Source organism: Corynebacterium phoceense (assembly GCF_900092335.1).
Taxonomy (GTDB): Bacteria; Actinomycetota; Actinomycetes; order Mycobacteriales; family Mycobacteriaceae; genus Corynebacterium; species Corynebacterium phoceense.
This window is the reverse complement of record NZ_LT596207.1, coordinates 162,475-177,685: the sequence shown is the minus strand read 5'-3', so window position 1 is coordinate 177,685 and position 15,211 is coordinate 162,475. Positions and strand designations below refer to the sequence as shown.

At 62.0% G+C, this 15,211-nt stretch carries 10 protein-coding genes and 1 pseudogene; 8 read left to right on the top strand and 3 right to left on the bottom strand.

The features are described from left to right. Positions 1-670: 670 nt before the first annotated feature. From BN9444_RS00885 to purT, 4 genes are all read left to right on the top strand, one after another. Positions 671-1,960, top strand: a complete 1,290-nt coding sequence (locus tag BN9444_RS00885; protein WP_066488946.1) for an adenylosuccinate synthase — start codon at positions 671-673, stop codon at positions 1,958-1,960. Positions 1,961-2,561: 601 nt separating this feature from the next. Then, positions 2,562-5,015: a Rib/alpha-like domain-containing protein gene (locus tag BN9444_RS00880; protein WP_084759211.1), complete on the top strand. Its 2,454-nt coding sequence runs from the start codon at positions 2,562-2,564 to the stop codon at positions 5,013-5,015. Further along, a complete protein-coding gene (locus BN9444_RS00875) occupies positions 4,903-6,597 on the top strand; it encodes a hypothetical protein (RefSeq protein ID WP_478219556.1) in 1,695 nt (564 codons plus the stop codon). The genes BN9444_RS00880 and BN9444_RS00875 overlap by 113 nt, the downstream gene beginning before the upstream one ends. 230 nt (positions 6,598-6,827) lie before the next feature. After that, entirely contained in the window at positions 6,828-8,057 is a 1,230-nt protein-coding gene (gene purT / locus BN9444_RS00870) for a formate-dependent phosphoribosylglycinamide formyltransferase (RefSeq protein ID WP_066491199.1), read from the top strand. A 3-nt stretch (positions 8,058-8,060) separates the two neighbouring features. On the opposite strand, the gene BN9444_RS00865 is transcribed toward purT, so the two are convergent. Next, positions 8,061-8,519 (bottom strand): GNAT family N-acetyltransferase, encoded by a 459-nt coding sequence (locus BN9444_RS00865; protein WP_066491208.1) that lies wholly within the window; start codon positions 8,517-8,519, stop codon positions 8,061-8,063. A 133-nt stretch (positions 8,520-8,652) separates the two neighbouring features. Here BN9444_RS00865 and pta point away from each other — a divergent pair, with 133 nt between their 5' ends. From pta to BN9444_RS13995, 4 genes are all read left to right on the top strand, one after another. Then, entirely contained in the window at positions 8,653-9,996 is a 1,344-nt protein-coding gene (pta, locus tag BN9444_RS00860; protein WP_066491209.1) for a phosphate acetyltransferase, read from the top strand. A 6-nt stretch (positions 9,997-10,002) separates the two neighbouring features. After that, a complete protein-coding gene (locus BN9444_RS00855; protein WP_066491212.1) occupies positions 10,003-11,223 on the top strand; it encodes an acetate kinase in 1,221 nt (406 codons plus the stop codon). Between the two features lie 203 nt (positions 11,224-11,426). Continuing rightward, on the top strand, positions 11,427-12,503 hold the full coding sequence (locus tag BN9444_RS00850) for an HNH endonuclease signature motif containing protein (protein ID WP_068801262.1): 1,077 nt from the start codon (positions 11,427-11,429) through the stop codon (positions 12,501-12,503). 95 nt (positions 12,504-12,598) lie between these two features. Next, a complete protein-coding gene (locus BN9444_RS13995) occupies positions 12,599-12,796 on the top strand; it encodes a hypothetical protein (RefSeq protein ID WP_141681448.1) in 198 nt (65 codons plus the stop codon). Here the strand turns inward: BN9444_RS13995 and BN9444_RS00845 are convergent. Together BN9444_RS00845 and BN9444_RS00840 are read right to left on the bottom strand one after the other, a co-directional pair. Beyond that, positions 12,783-13,997, bottom strand: a pseudogene (locus tag BN9444_RS00845) (tetratricopeptide repeat protein); the annotation flags it as partial. The gene BN9444_RS13995 and the pseudogene BN9444_RS00845 sit on opposite strands and share 14 nt — an antisense overlap. Before the next feature lie 308 nt (positions 13,998-14,305). Then, on the bottom strand, positions 14,306-15,211 hold a 906-nt coding region (locus BN9444_RS00840), incomplete at its 5' end, for a glutamate ABC transporter substrate-binding protein (protein ID WP_068801261.1).

Sequence of the window (15,211 nt, the reverse complement as noted above, 5' to 3'; positions counted from 1 at the left end):
AACCCAACGCCTCAGCGCTGACGATGGCAGTTGGCCCCCGACCCCCATATATGGCGGTGGAGACCCCGGGCGAAACCCGGTTGACAGCACCGTCAGAAGGGGAGAGCTTGCGCTCTCGCGGGCCAGATTACAGAAAAATAGATGGGTAAGGCGCACGGTCATGTCGACCCCTGCGACCAACTGCCGCCATGGAGCAGCGACCATTTCGATGGATAACCCGGCTGACCGCGCGGCCATCGCTAAGATTCTTGAGCTTGTTGTTTGGACGGAGTCTGAAGATGGGCGCAAGAAATGTGGAATGTCCTCGGCGATGGTTGTGACTAGACATCTGCCGCGCCGCCTAGGCCGTGGGTTCTATAGCTTGGCAGAGTGGCTTTACCTTCTTCCACCTGGCGCAAACGCGCAACAGTGAGAACAGATGTGGTGGGCTGAGGTTGCCAAGCTTGAGAACTTTTATGGGCCCGCCGGCGACGGTAGTCGCTGCCTGGTTCTCGCTGGGACGCGTAATTACACCCACATAATCGCGTCCAGGTAATGAAAACTATTGTGCGACCGGGTACGATAGGGCAGTATTTTGATCGTAGCGGCTGCGGTCGGCCGTCGAGAGACGGCACGATAAACGCAACCCACGCAATCGGCCCATCAGGGCTAGGGAAGTGAACGAAGCAACATGGCAGCTATCGTGATTGTCGGCGCCCAGTGGGGCGACGAGGGCAAGGGCAAGGCCACCGATATCCTGGGTGGCCGCGTGGACTACGTGGTCAAGCCCAACGGCGGTAACAATGCGGGCCACACCGTGGTCGTCGGCGGCGAGAAATATGAGCTCAAGCTCCTTCCGGCCGGCATCCTCTCCGAGAACGCCACCCCGGTCCTGGGCAACGGCACGGTTATCAACCTTGAGGCCCTCTTCGACGAGATCGACGGCCTTGAGGCCCGCGGCGCAAATGCTTCTCGTCTGCGCATCTCCGCCAACGCGCACCTCGTTGCGCCGTACCACCAGACGCTCGACCGCGTGCAGGAGCGCTTCCTGGGCAAGCGCGCCATTGGCACCACCGGCCGCGGCATTGGCCCGACGTACGCTGACAAGGTTGCTCGCATCGGCCTGCGCGTCCAGGACGTCTTCGATGAGTCCATCCTGCGCCAGAAGATCGAGTCTGCGCTCGACATCAAGAACCAGATGCTGGTGAAGATGTACAACCGCAAGGCCATCGACGCTGACCAGATCGCGGAGTACTTCCTGCAGTACGCGGACCGCCTGCGCCCCATGGTCATCGACGCGGAGCTTGAGCTCAACAAGGCGATGGACGAGGGCAAGCACATCCTCATGGAGGGCGGCCAGGCCACCATGCTCGACGTGGACCACGGCACCTACCCGTTCGTGACCTCCTCCAACCCGACCGCCGGTGGCGCGTCCGTGGGCTCCGGCATCGGTCCGACTCGCATCACGCACGCCCTGGGCATCATCAAGGCTTACACCACCCGCGTCGGTGCCGGCCCGTTCCCCACGGAGCTGCACGATAAGTGGGGCGAGTACCTGCAGACCACCGGCGGCGAGGTGGGCGTCAACACCGGCCGCAAGCGCCGCTGCGGGTGGTACGACTCCGTCGTCGCACGCTACGCCACCCGCGTCAATGGCTTCACGGACTACTTCCTCACCAAGCTCGACGTGCTCACCGGCATCGGTGAGATCCCGATCTGCGTGGCCTACGACGTCGACGGCAAGCGCTTCGACGAGATGCCCATGACCCAGTCTGACTTCCACCACGCCGTCCCGATCTACGAGACCATGCCGGCCTGGGATGAGGACATCACCGACTGCACGACCTTCGAAGAGCTCCCGCAGAAGGCTCAGGACTACGTCCTGCGCCTTGAGGAGCTTTCCGGCGCCCGCTTCTCCTACATCGGCGTCGGCCCCGGCCGCGACCAGACCATCGTGCGCCACGACATCCTGGCGGACTAACCTCAGCTTTCCGATGCCCTCGTCGCCCCGCGTTTCTGCGGGCGCGGCGGGGGATTTTGCATGCCTTCAGGTTTCCGATTGCTGAGATAAACCTTAGAGAAAATCGGCCTGAGTGTGTCACACGGGTATTTTCCCCCGAAAATAGAACACTTCAACGCCGTGCGGGGGTTAGGTGGGGAAGTTTCAAAAAGGTCCGTGTTCACAACAGTTGCCTCTTTGGCGGTTATATTTTTCAACAACAATCACCAACTAGACCAAAGGGTAAAAGGCCTCTGGCATGGAATCCTCAGATACTATCTAATATGTGGGCAATATCACAATTAAGTGCTCTCTCGGCAGTGGTACCTTGTGAGCTGGCCTTTCTCTCAATAACTGCGCATAAAAGCTGTAATTTCACGCGGAATCCATTGGCTGGATGTGGGGGGTAGTGGTGGAACCTGTGAATCCACTTTAGGATTGTTTCTAGGTATTTCGTGAGAGTTTCTAAGTGCTTATCTTAGGGACACTGCCGCTCTCTTGCTGGTATCGAAATTCCACTTGGATTATCCGCCGTCCTACTTCGCTCGCGGTGATCTAGGTTCCCCTATTCGTCTTTCTAGGAATGGATTTTCTGTTGAAGTTTAATTTTGATGCTTCCCAGGCTCCGCGCAGTACGTCTGCGTTGGCTCTCCAGGGTCTCGGCTTCAAGGGCCGTATGCGTAATCTCATCGCTGGCGGTGCTGCTTTCGCCATCGCCGCGACCGGTACGGTTGTTGTACCGAACATGATTGATACCGTGCCTGCTGCTGTTGCACAGGATGCTGCTACTGATGCAGCTAACAACACCCCTGCAGATATGCCGGGTTCTTCTGAAGCCACGGCCATTCGTGCTGACGGTGTCTGGGGTCAGAAGCAGGGGTACCAGGGTGAGGTCTTTAAGCAGTACGGTGGCGGTCTTGATGCCCGCAACGGCGACGATGTCCTCATGCCAGGTGTGAAGGTCTTCCTGCAGTGGATCAATGGACAGGGCGTCGTTTCGCCGGTGTACTACACGGTGTCTGATTCTGAGGGCAAGTTTGTCTTTGACCTTTCCAAGCCGGTGAAGGACGCTAATGGCGGAGAGTACGGGTTTGACCTTGCAGGAGACAGTAAGTTTCAGCTTCGTACGTGGGCTGAGAATCCCGACCCGGCGCGCCTTATGCAGGTTAAGACCGGTGACATGATGGCTGGCCGTTTCCACGGCAGACTTTCTCGTAAGAATGAGTCTTGGGACTTCACTGCCGGCATTAACCGCGTCGTCAACAGCATGGTTGTCTTCGAGGAGAAGCCGAACGTTGACGGTTGGCTTGCTAAGCCGGAGGCACAGCGAACCGAAGCCGGTAAAAACACCGGTAAATACGGTACTGTTCGCGGTAACGTCTGGTGGGAAAACCGCGAGGCTGGCGGAACGCTGGCCAACCAGTACTACAAGGACACAGAGTTCAACGACCGCGCGGCCACGGATACGAAGGTTGTTGGGTCTTACGTAAATGATGAGGTCGCCCGTCAGTTTGACGCTTGGAAGGATGCCAATGCTGGCTTCACTCCTGACGAGTTTGCGTCAGCTCAGAAGCAGATTGTCGCTGACTACGAGGCGGAAAACGGTGCTGGGTCCGCTATCGCAGAATCGGTTGTTGCAACTGTGGCTTCGAACGGCGACTACTACATTCCATTCAATGGCCTGTATGGCGTGTCTCGCGATAAGCAAAACTCCGGAGCCTCCATTTCCCACACGATCTCTGATGAGGAATACGGTACCGTTGTGCCGGACTCGGACGTTGATCATGGCAGCCTGATGAAGTGGAATGGCACGGTCGGCCAAAAGCATCGCCACATCAACTCGGATTACTTGTACGTGTACCCTGTGATCGAGGGCGACCGCGATGTGTGGATGAACTCGTTCCAGAACAATATGTTCCAGTCGCCTGAGCTTGCTACCGCTGTTAACGCACTGGAATCCTACAATATTTCGAACGTCAAATTCGCTGTGTTCACTGCAAATCCGATGCATGACATCACGAACTATGATCTGTCGAGTCGGATTGCGGGTCCGGGAGACACTGCGGTCAACACGACTACTGGACTGAACCCGTTCAATGACTACGTTATCCAGTGGTACGCAGATGGCGTTGCTATTGGCGGTGCTTCGAAGACAGTAAAGGCCAACGAATCAGGCACGCTCGAGTCAGTTCCGTTCACGGTTCCGGAGGACCTTGCAAAGGCAACTGTCTATTCGTCGCAGGTTTTTGCTGCTGATGCTTCTGGTAAAGCAACTGGTACCGTGCTTCTCGCGGACTCTTTCCTGGCTGATCCGGCATACATCGATTACCCAACGGTCACGGGAACCGCAGGTTTGAAGGCTCTCACTTCGACTCCCAAATTCGATAATCCGAACACGGATAAGACTGAGACGATTCCGCAAGGTGCTAAGTTCGCCTTCTCGGATCCTGCGGCAGCAGAGAAGCTCGGCGTTACGATCGACCCGGATACGGGCGTAATCACTTGGCCTAAAGATAAACAGGTTAAGGGCGAGACGCAGGTTGCGGTCACCGCAACTTGGACGATTCCTGGCACGGATACCGTCGTGAATCGCACAGTGAACGCCGATTTCAACTTGAAGCCCACGACGGATTCTGTGGATCCGAAGTATGCGGATGATACTAAGGTTGAGCAGGGTGGTGAGGAGACCATTGATGCTCCGACTGACGCTAAGGGTGACAAGCTGCCTGAGGGTACGAAGGTGGAGCAGAATGGTGATTCTGATTTCCCGGGTGAAGTGACTGTCAATGAGGACGGTTCCATCAAGGTTGTTGCTGATGATGATGCAACGCCTGGTGATTACACGATTCCGGTGAAGGTAACGTACCCGGATGGTTCGACCGATACGGTTGACGTTCCGGTCAAGGTCACCGAGAAGGCAGCCGATGGCAAGACCACGGATTCTGTGGATCCGAAGTATGCGGATGATACTAAGGTTGAGCAGGGTGGTGAGGAGACCATTGATGCTCCGACTGACGCNGAACCGTGCGGATACTGACGGTGATGGCCTGACGGACGACAAGGAAAAGGAACTCGGTACCGATCCGAACAAGGCTGACACCGATGGTGACGGCGTTAACGATGGTGACGAGGTTTCTGGTGACAAGAACCCGTTCGATAACGACAAGGACGGCAAGGGTGACCCGACCGATCCGCTGAACCCGGATACTGATGGTGACGGTGTCACCGACGGTGACGAGCTCAACACCAAGGTGGATGAGTCTGGTAAGACCGTTGAGAATCCTGATCAGACGGATGAGAAGACCGATCCTAATGTTCCGAATGGTGCGGATACTGACGGCGATGGCCTGCCGGACGATAAGGAAAAGGAACTCGGTACTGATCCGAACAACCCGGACACCGATGGTGACGGCGTTAACGATGGTGACGAGGTTTCTGGTGACAAGAACCCGTTCGATAACGACAAGGACGGTAAGGGTGACCCGACCGATCCGCTGAACCCGGATACGGATGGTGACGGTGTCACCGACGGTGACGAGCTCAACACCAAGGTGGATGAGTCCGGTAAGACCGTTGCGGATCCGAACCAGACGGATGAGAAGACTGATCCGAACATGAAGCCGGAGGAGGTTGTCTCCCCGGATTGGGAGGATGGCTCTACCACTCCGGATACTGAGATCAAGCTGCCGAACAAGGGTGGCGCTGTCGCTGATGGCACCACGACCGAGGTAACTGGTCCGGGCACGGCAGACATTGATGCTGAGGGTAACTTGGTTGTGACCCCGGGCAAGGATGCGAAGCCGGGTGACGAGATTGTCGTTACCGTCAAGGACAAGGACGGCAAGGTCATTGACACCGTCACGGTAAAGGTGACGGAGCCTGCGGCTACGGACGCCCCGGATTGGAAGGATGGTTCCACCACTCCGGATACTGAGATCAAGCTGCCGAACAAGGGTGGCGCTGTCGCTGATGGCACCACGACCGAGGTAACTGGTCCGGGCACGGCAGACATTGATGCTGAGGGTAACTTGGTTGTGACCCCGAGCAAGGATGCGAAGCCGGGTGACAAGATTGTCGTTACCGTCAAGGACAAGGACGGCAAGGTCATTGACACGGTGACCGTCACGATTGAGAAGGCCAAGGAAGGTCTCAACCCGAAGTGCATCCCGGCGATTGCGACCACGTCGTTGCCGCTGCTGCTCCTGATTCCGGTTGGCCTCGCCGACCAGGTGAATATCCCGGGCATGGCGCCGATTAAGGCTCAGTTCGAGAAGGCGCTCGGCAATGTGAACTCCCAGATTGCTAACGCCAACTCGCAGTTGCAGAAGCAGCTGGGCATCTACAAGGGCCCGTTCGCTAAGCAGGCTGCTGACCTTAATGCGCAGCTGCAGAAGTACGGTCCGATGGTGGGCCAGGTTGCAGGCGGCATCGCCCTCGCAGCCGCTGGTATCCTCGCGCTGAGCTGGGTTATTGACTCCTGCCTGCCGGCTGGTCAGGGTTCCTCCAAGGATGAAGGTTCCTCCGCTTCCTTCGATGGTTCTTCCCTGTCTTCCGAGATTGAGGCGGACACCAACGGTAACTCCTCGATCACCCCGAAGGATGGTTCTTCCAAGAAGTAATCCTTTAAGGTAGGTTTCTCGTGAACCTCTGGTGAGCATTGCTCACCGGTATGCGCAAGCCCCAACCACCGCAGTGACTGCGGTGGTTGGGGCTTGCGGCGATCTTGGGGGAGGGGGCATCGGCAAGCGAGCACGCCCGTGACACTGCGCGCCCTGCCAATAGGACTGCACCCAGGCGTGGAATAATGGCCACAATGTCTATTTCAGGGTCCCTCGAAGGAGAATCCACCATGACCACGCCGCAGCCTGCTGCTGACTTCGTTGGCACGCCACTTGCCCGCAATGCCACCCGCGTGTTGCTCCTCGGCGCCGGCGAGCTGGGCAAGGAGTTGGCCAGCGCGTTCCAGAACTTAGGCCTCGAGGTCCACGCGGTGGACCGCTACAAGGGCGCGCCGGCGCAGCAAGTCGCTCACTTCGCATACGTCGCGGACGTCAACGATGAACAGGCGGTGCTCAACCTCGTCCGCGAGGTGCAGCCGGACTTCGTCGTGCCTGAGGTCGAGATGGTCGCGGTGAGCGCGCTCAAGCAGCTCGAGGAGGAAGGCCAGGCCGTTGTTGTCCCCACGGCACGTGCGTGCGAGCTCACGCAGGACCGCGCGAGCATGCGCGCAGCCGCGGAGTCATTGGGCCTGCCCGTCTCGGCGTATAAGTTTGCAGAGAGCGAGGAGGAGCTCGCCGCAGCCTGTGAGGAGCTCGGCTACCCGTGCATCGTCAAACCCGATACCGCGACCTCCGGCCGCGGCCACATGATTGTGCGTGATGCTGCCGATGCCCCCGAGGCCTGGACCGCAGTCCACCGCGTCGTCGGCGACCATCACCGTCTCGTCGCCGAGCGTTTCGTCGACTTCGATTATGAGGCCACCATCCTGGCCGTGCGTTCCATCGATCCGGAGACGGGCGAGTTGGCCACGTGGTTTAGCGAACCCATCGGCCACCGCCACGCGAACGGCGATCTCATGGAGGCGTGGCAGCCCCTTGCGATGAGCGAGGATGCCCTGGACAACGCCCGCTCCGTCGCGGCGCGTATCTCCAATGAGCTCGGCGGCCGCGGTGTGTACGGCGTCGAGGTCTTCGTCGCCGGCGACGACGTCTACTTCTCTTCGGTCTCGCCCCGGCCTTCCGATACCGCCATGGTCACCGCGTACACGCAGCGCTTCAGCGAGTTTGAGCTTCATGCCCGCGCCATCCTGGGCTATCCGATTGACGTCACCCTCGTGAGCCCCGGCGCCTCCGTGATCCTGCATGCGGATTCCGATATTCAGGACGTCGCCTACACCGGCCTTGCCGAGGCCCTCGCCTATGAAGAAACGGACGTGCGTCTCTTTGGCAAGCCCGGCGCCTACGTCGGCCGCCGCATGGGCCTGGTCACCGCCACCGGTGAGACCGTTGACCTCGCCCGCGATCGCGCTAACCTCGCGGCCACCAAAATCTCCGTCACCGCGACTCCTGAGGAGTTGTAGACCCTAGCGGCGAATCATGGGCACGTGGGGCACGCCCTCGTCGTCGTACTGAGGACCGCAGACGTCAAAGCCGTAGCCGCCGTAGTAGTCGGTGAGCGGCTTTTGGGCGGTGAGGTAGAGCGGCAGTGGGGTAGAGGGGGCATCGGCAAGCTGGAGGGCTTGTTCCATGATGCGGCGGGCGACGCCGGTGCCGCGCGCGGCAGGGGTCACGGCAAAGCGACCGAACTGGAGGACCTCCTCGCCGTCAATCGTGGACGGGTAGACGCGGCCGACGCCGAGCACCGCGCCGGAGTCATCCGTGGCGAGAAGATGACGCGTGGTCGCCGCGGCGTCCGTGTCATCAATCTCGGCGTAGGGGACCTGCTGCTCGTGGACGAAGATATCCACGCGCAGCTTGTAGAGTGCATGGACCTGCAAGGGACTGAGCTCGTGGAGGGACGCGACGGTTATCGAATCTGTCATGTGACGCATTCTACGTCTGTGACGTGGTTCAAGATTTTCTCTTGTCCGTGGTCAAGTCGGTAAGGTAGAGACGATCACTATTCGGGCGCGCCAGTGACGCGCGCCATATTGTGCTATAGAAAAGGATTTTCCTATGACCGCCTCCCGTTCCGCGCTCGTGACCGTTGCTGGTCGCAGCTTTGATGGCCTCGACGTCGACGCTCTTGCTACGACCCTGGGGCTCGAGGCGACGTCCGTTGAAGGCCTGTCTTCCGTCCCCGAGATCGTCGCGGCGGGCCCGCGCATCCAGGGGCTCATCCGCGGCACGGGCGACTCCCACTTCGACGCGATTTCCGCCGCGGCACTGGGCGTGCCGCTCATCATCGTCGGCTCCGGTGTTGCCGCAGACCTCGCGCTGCGCCACGCCAAGGAGCTGCGTGCTACCGCCGTTGCCGTGGACAGCCTAGACAAGGTGCCGGGGGCGCTCGCCCCGATTGGCGCGCTGGAGCCCGTCATGTCCCCGTCCGTCTTCGAGGCCCAGTTGCTGGAGAAGGCGAAGGCCGTGGGCGCGCACATCGTGCTGCCGGAGGGCGACGATGACCGCATCCTGCTCGCCGCGGGCCAACTGCTCGCGCGCGGTATTGCCAAGCTCACCATCCTGGGCGACCCGGAGACGATTACGGTTCGCGCGAGACAGCTCGGCGTGGATCTCTCGGACGCGACGCTCATCAACCACCTCACCTCGCCGCTGGCCGAGGAGTTCGCAGAGGACTTCGCGGAGCTGCGTAAGAAGAAGGGCGTGACCATCGAGCAAGCGCGCGAGACGATGAAGGACATCTCCTACTTCGCGACGATGATGGTCCACAAGGGGCTGGCGGACGGCATGGTTTCTGGCGCTGCCCACACCACGGCGCACACCATCAAGCCGTCCTTCCAGATCATCAAGACCGTTCCGGGCGCGTCCGTGGTCTCCTCCATCTTCCTTATGGTCATGCGTGGACGCCTGTGGGCGTTCGGTGACTGCGCCGTGAACCCCAACCCGACCGCGGAGCAGCTGGGCGAAATCGCCGTCGTCTCCGCGCGCACGGCTGCCCAGTTCGGCATTGACCCGCGCGTGGCCATCCTGTCCTACTCCACGGGCACCTCGGGCTCCGGCCCGGACGTGGACCGCTCCGTCGCCGCAGTCGAGGCCGCGCGCGCCTTGGACTCCACCGTCAAGGTCGACGGCCCCCTGCAGTTCGACGCCGCCTGTGACCCGGGCGTGGCTGCGAAGAAGGCCCCGGATTCCGAGGTCGCCGGCCAGGCCACCGTCTTTGTCTTCCCGGACCTCGAGGCCGGCAATATCGCCTACAAGACGGCGCAGCGCACCGCTGGCGCGCTGGCCGTGGGCCCCATCCTGCAGGGCCTCAACAAGCCCATCAACGATCTCTCCCGCGGCGCGACCGTCCCGGACATCGTCAATACCGTCGCCATCACTGCAATTCAGGTAGGAGCGTAAATAGCCTTGTCGTACGTACTCGTCCTCAACTCTGGTTCCTCCTCCGTCAAATTCCAGCTCGTCAACCCCGAGAACGCCGCCACGGACGCCCCGCTCGTGTCCGGCCTGGTCGAGCAGGTCGGCGAGCCCATGGGCGCTGTCACCGTCAAGACGGGCGGCGAGGCTTACAAGGAAGAGCTGGAAATCCCCACGCACTCCTTCGGCCTCGAGCGTGCCTTTGAGATCATGCACGACCACGGTGTTGGCCCCCAGGATGTCGACGTCATCGCCGTCGGCCACCGCGTCGTCCACGGCGGCAAGCTCTTCTCCGAGCCGCAGCTCATCACCGACCAGATCGAGTCGATGATCGAAGACCTCATCCCGCTGGCACCGCTGCACAACCCGGCGAACCTGGACGGCATCCGCGTCGCGCGCGCCATGCTGCCCAACATCCCGCACGTGGCGGTCTTCGATACCGCGTTCTTCAACCACATGCCGCCAGCCGCTGCGCTGTATGCCATCAACAATGAGGTTGCCTCCCAGTACGACATCCGTCGCTACGGTTTCCACGGCACCTCGCATGAGTTCGTCTCGCAGCAGGTCCCGAAGTTGCTGGACCGCGACCCAGGCCACGTTCACCAGATCACGCTGCACCTGGGCAACGGTGCCTCGGCCGCCGCCATCCGCAATGGCCGCGCTATCGACACCTCCATGGGTCTGACCCCGCTGGCCGGTCTGGCCATGGGTACCCGTTCCGGTGACATTGACCCTGGCATCATCTTCCACCTGGCTCGCCAGGCGGGCATGTCTATCGATGAGATCGACAACCTGCTCAACAAGCAGTCCGGTGTCAAGGGCCTGGCTGGCGTCAACGACTTCCGTGTTCTGCGCGAGCGCATCCAGAACGAGGACCAGGACGCGTGGCTGGCGTACAACATCTACATCCACGCGCTGCGCCGCTTCATTGGCGCGTACATGATCGCGCTCGGCCGCGTCGACGCGATTACCTTTACCGCCGGTGTGGGCGAGAACGACACGGAGGTCCGCCAGGACTCCCTGTACAACCTCGACATGTACGGCATCCACTTTGACAAGGAAGCCAACCTCTCGCCGTCGCGTGAGCCGCGCATGATTTCCACGCGCACCTCGCCGGTGAAGGTCTTCGTCGTACCCACCAACGAGGAGCTCGCCATCGCGCAGAAGTCCGCCGCCGTGGCCGCCATGGCACGCGAAGCGGGACTTTATTAGGAACGGCGTTACAGGAAGACTCCTGGGAGTTTTCGCATGTCTGCGTCTTTGCGCCGTGTGGGCTGTTCGCACGGCGCAGCACCGCTAATTTTTTGCCGCCGCGACCCCGTTCGCGCAGCTAATGCCCAGTATCTTTTGGGTGCCAAATAGAATGTGCAGTCCTCCGCTTGCCGGAGGGCTGTACTCGTTTTAGCGTGTGGTGCATGACCATTATGGGGGAGCTGGCCAGCCTGTTGGCCCGGGGGCTCGACATCGTTGACGAGGTGCTCGGCTTGACCGAGTCGGAGATTATCGCCATGGGTATTCCCGACACGCTTGCCAAGGACGTCGTCGCGACTGCCGCGCCGTTTACCGAGACGAATTCATTCCAAGACAAACGCCGCCAGACGCGCGCCGCGGCGAAGAAACACAACCTACTCACGCTTATCGCGGTGGAGAAACAAGCCCAACGGCTGAAGAAAGAACACCAGCGCTGGGACTTACGTCTCGAGGCGTTGAAGAAGACCGGCGATACGAAGCGCATTGACAAAGAGGCCCGCGAGCTGGTGAAGAAGGTGGTCAAGCCGCGCACCCCGAAGGCAGGAGTGCGCTTTGCTCAGCATTCGGATGGCAATGCGTCGCTGACTATCTGCGGGCCGTCGGCGGACCTAGCTGACATCCGCGACTCCATCGACAAAGACCAGCCCATCGAGTCCGTGCTCAAGCATTGGTTCGGCGAAGAGAAAGCCGCGCAGCCGACGATCACACTTATGCTCGTGACCACGATGGACAACTACGCCAAGGCCTGTGAGGGTCACGAGGTGTGGTTCCAGCTGTCCAACGGCGCGGTGATTTCCTCGACGGAGCTGGCGACGCGAAACATCAACGACTACGGCTTCCACGTGCTGTTGCACCCGGTCTACGGGCCGGTGAATCTGCATCGGATTTCGCGGTTTGCCTCCACGAAGCAGCGGCTGATGGCCATGGGTGAGAATCCCGTCTGCCCCTGGCCGGGCTGTTCGAAGGGCGCGCACGATTGCCAGGTGCACCACCTGGAAGCCTGGCGCAACGGAGGGGAGACGAGCCCGGAGAATCTCACGATTGCGTGCCAGTATCACAACGCCGTCAACGAGGTGGATGGTCGCGGGTTCTTAAGAAGGCGCGGAACGATTTACTGGGTGCCGCCGAAGGGCTGGTATCACCCGCCAGGCACGCCGGTCGCGCCGGAGCTGGAAGGCCCGCTGCCGGCGTGGGTGGAAGAAGAAAAGCAACTGCTGGAGGAGGAATTCCGCAACGCCTAAACTCCCCGCACACATCCTGTCTTTGGGCTGTTCACGCCAGGCATATCGCCGGCGGTGCGGCGCTTTCGGCTGCCCTTTGAGCGACCGCCCAACTCATGGCGGTTCACGCGGCCTCCAACGATAACGCCACTGAACACGCCACCGTCGGCGAGCCCGGCGCCCACGGGCAGACAGTGGTGACCTTTGATGCGACATCGGGGGCGAAGGGGGCATCGGCAAGCAGTGCGACGGACATGCTGTGGCGGCTGGTGCCGGTGCTGCTCGCGCTGGGGGCGTGGGCTAGAACATCGTGATGGGCCGGACCTGGTTGGCGAGGTCCACGAGCGCGTAGCGGTGCCGGCTGAACGGCGCCTGGCGCGCGAGGGTGCGCAGCGTATCGGCGAGACCGTACTGGAGGCCGCGCTGCGTAAACGCGTACTCGAAGAGGTCGTTGGGGGAGGCGGCGCGCTCGAGGTGCTTCTCGCGCAGGAAGTTGAGCCCGGCGGAGATGACGGCGACCTTGATTTGCAGGAAGCGCGGCTCGTTGGTGGGGATTTCCTCGAGGCGGCGGGCGGCGCGGCGCACGCGGGACTCGGTAAGCCCCTGCATGATGAGCTGCAGGATCGTGGTGAGGCGCGCCATGCGGTGGTGGCGCGAGGCGTTCGGCACGGCGTCGAGGGTGGCGACGGCGAGCTCGACTTGGTGCTCCGTGCGCAGTTGGCGCGCGAGGCCGAAGGCGGAGGAGACGGTGGTGGGGTTCGTCGCCCAGACCACGGCGTAGAGACGCAAGGAGTTGAAGCGGAGCATCGTGGGATCTTCGGTGATGTGTTCCCAGATACCGGGATGCTCCTCGAATGTTTCGTTGGGCAGCGCCGCGAGCGAGGTATGGAGGCCGGAGACGGCGCGGGCGATCTCGGCGGGGAGCAGGGCGGTCTCGTGGTAGCCGAGCTGTTGGAGGATGAGCTCGTTGACGGCGGCGATGGCGAGCTTCGGCGCGGGTTCGCCAGGCAGGATGGTGAGCACGTGCGAGAAGTGCTTCTGCGCCTGGACATAGCGGTCGAGGAGGAGCTCGGTGACGCCGGAGAACCAGTGGAAACGCCAGTTGTCGCCGTGGGTGGCGTGGATGGAGTCGAGCCACGCGCGGGCCTGGCCGATGAAGCCGAGGTCGATCATCGAGCGCACGACGCCGAAGGGGATTTCCACGGAGGTCTTATACTCGGGTGTTTGCATGGCCTGGCGCAGGGTTTCGAGGGCTTCCTGCGGCTCGGTGTAGGAATAGCCTTGGAGGAGCGGGGCACCGATATCGGAGCGGTCGAGCAGCGGGGTGGGCAGCGCGGAGGCGACCTCGGGGGAGGTAATACGCACGGTGCGGTCGATGCCGTCGATGAGCTGGTCCGTGCGGAAGACGAGGTGTTTTGTGCCGAAGGTTGTACGCTGCGGCGAGAAGAGCGAGTGCTGCGCCGGGTGCTGGATGCCGTCGCGGACGGCGATGACTTCGCGCAGCACGCCGTAGAGCNGTTCGCTCGGGGTGAGTGAGCTTGCCGATGCCCCCTTCGCCGCCGCCCCGCCCGGGCGCAGGTTGGTCATCGACTCGATGAGCGCAGCAATCGCCGCGTCCTCTTCGGTGGATCCGGCGTCGTCTTCGTCGTCGGCGAACGGGTCGAAGGCGACGGCGGTCGTGCCGGTGTCCTCGTCGTCCGCGAAGGGGTCGTAGGCGACGGCCTGCGTCGCGGGGCCAGTCGCGGCGGTGTCGTCGGCGAAGGGATCGTAGGGAACGGCCTCGGTGGGTTGGGGCTCGTCGTGGGATGGGTGGTCGCGGTCGGTCATTGGGCACGATCCTCCTGCGCGGGTTCGGGACGGTAGACGGGCGCGGGCAGCGACTGCGCGGGCAGGTAGTCGCCGAACCACTCCTGGTAGAGGCTCGACCACGTGCCGTTGGAACGGAGGCGCTCGAGCGTGGAATTGACCTGGCGCACAAGCCCCGCAGTCTTCGCGGCGTCGCGGGCGACGGCGACGCCGTAGGCCTCCTGGGAGAGCGCCTCGCCCACGATGATGGTCGAGGAATCCTGCGCCGCCATGCCGGAGAGCAGGGCGTCGTCGGTGATGATGGCGTCAGCTTGGCCGAGCTGGAGCGCCATGAGGCAGTCACCCCACGAACGGGTGGCCAGGATGTCCGCCTCCGGCGCCTGCGCCCGGATGATGTCGATGGAGGTGGAGCCGGCGGCGGCGCAGACGGTGTGGCCGGCGACATCGGAAAGCTCGCGGATGGCGCTTGAGGCCGGCACGAGCAGGCGCGTGCGGGTCGTGAGGTAGGGCGTGGAGAACTCGACCTGCTGCTGGCGCTGCGCCGAAATCGTCATGGAACGGATGACGACGTCTACGGTGCCGTCCTCGAGGGCCGCGGCGCGCTCGGCGGAGGTGACGTAGCGGAACTCCACGCGGTTCGGGTCTTCGAAGATATCGCGCGCGAGCTCGTGCGCAAGCGAGACCTCGAAGCCGCGCAGCTCGCCCGACTGCGCGTCGCGGTAGCTGAGCAGGTTATTCGACTGGTCCACGCCCACGATGAGTCGGCCGCGCTCCACGATGGACGGGACGCGCTCCTTCGGCTTCTTATCATCCGGGCGCAGGCTGCCTTCCGCGCCGCGCAGCAGATCTGTGCTCGCGTCCGCGTCCGTGCGAGCGGGCTGTGAGCCCGCGGGCTCGAGCGAGGCGCCGGCCGGCAGCGGCTG

Excerpts from the sequence above, each read along its gene's own strand:
- BN9444_RS00885 (WP_066488946.1), top strand. The coding sequence starts at position 671 with ATGGCAGCTATCGTGATTGTCGGCGCCCAGTGGGGCGACGAGGGCAAG.
- purT (WP_066491199.1), top strand. The coding sequence starts at position 6,828 with ATGACCACGCCGCAGCCTGCTGCTGACTTCGTTGGCACGCCACTTGCC.
- BN9444_RS00865 (WP_066491208.1), bottom strand. The coding sequence starts at position 8,519 with ATGACAGATTCGATAACCGTCGCGTCCCTCCACGAGCTCAGTCCCTTG.
- pta (WP_066491209.1), top strand. The coding sequence starts at position 8,653 with ATGACCGCCTCCCGTTCCGCGCTCGTGACCGTTGCTGGTCGCAGCTTT.
- BN9444_RS00850 (WP_068801262.1), top strand. The coding sequence starts at position 11,427 with ATGACCATTATGGGGGAGCTGGCCAGCCTGTTGGCCCGGGGGCTCGAC.
- BN9444_RS13995 (WP_141681448.1), top strand. The coding sequence starts at position 12,599 with ATGGCGGTTCACGCGGCCTCCAACGATAACGCCACTGAACACGCCACC.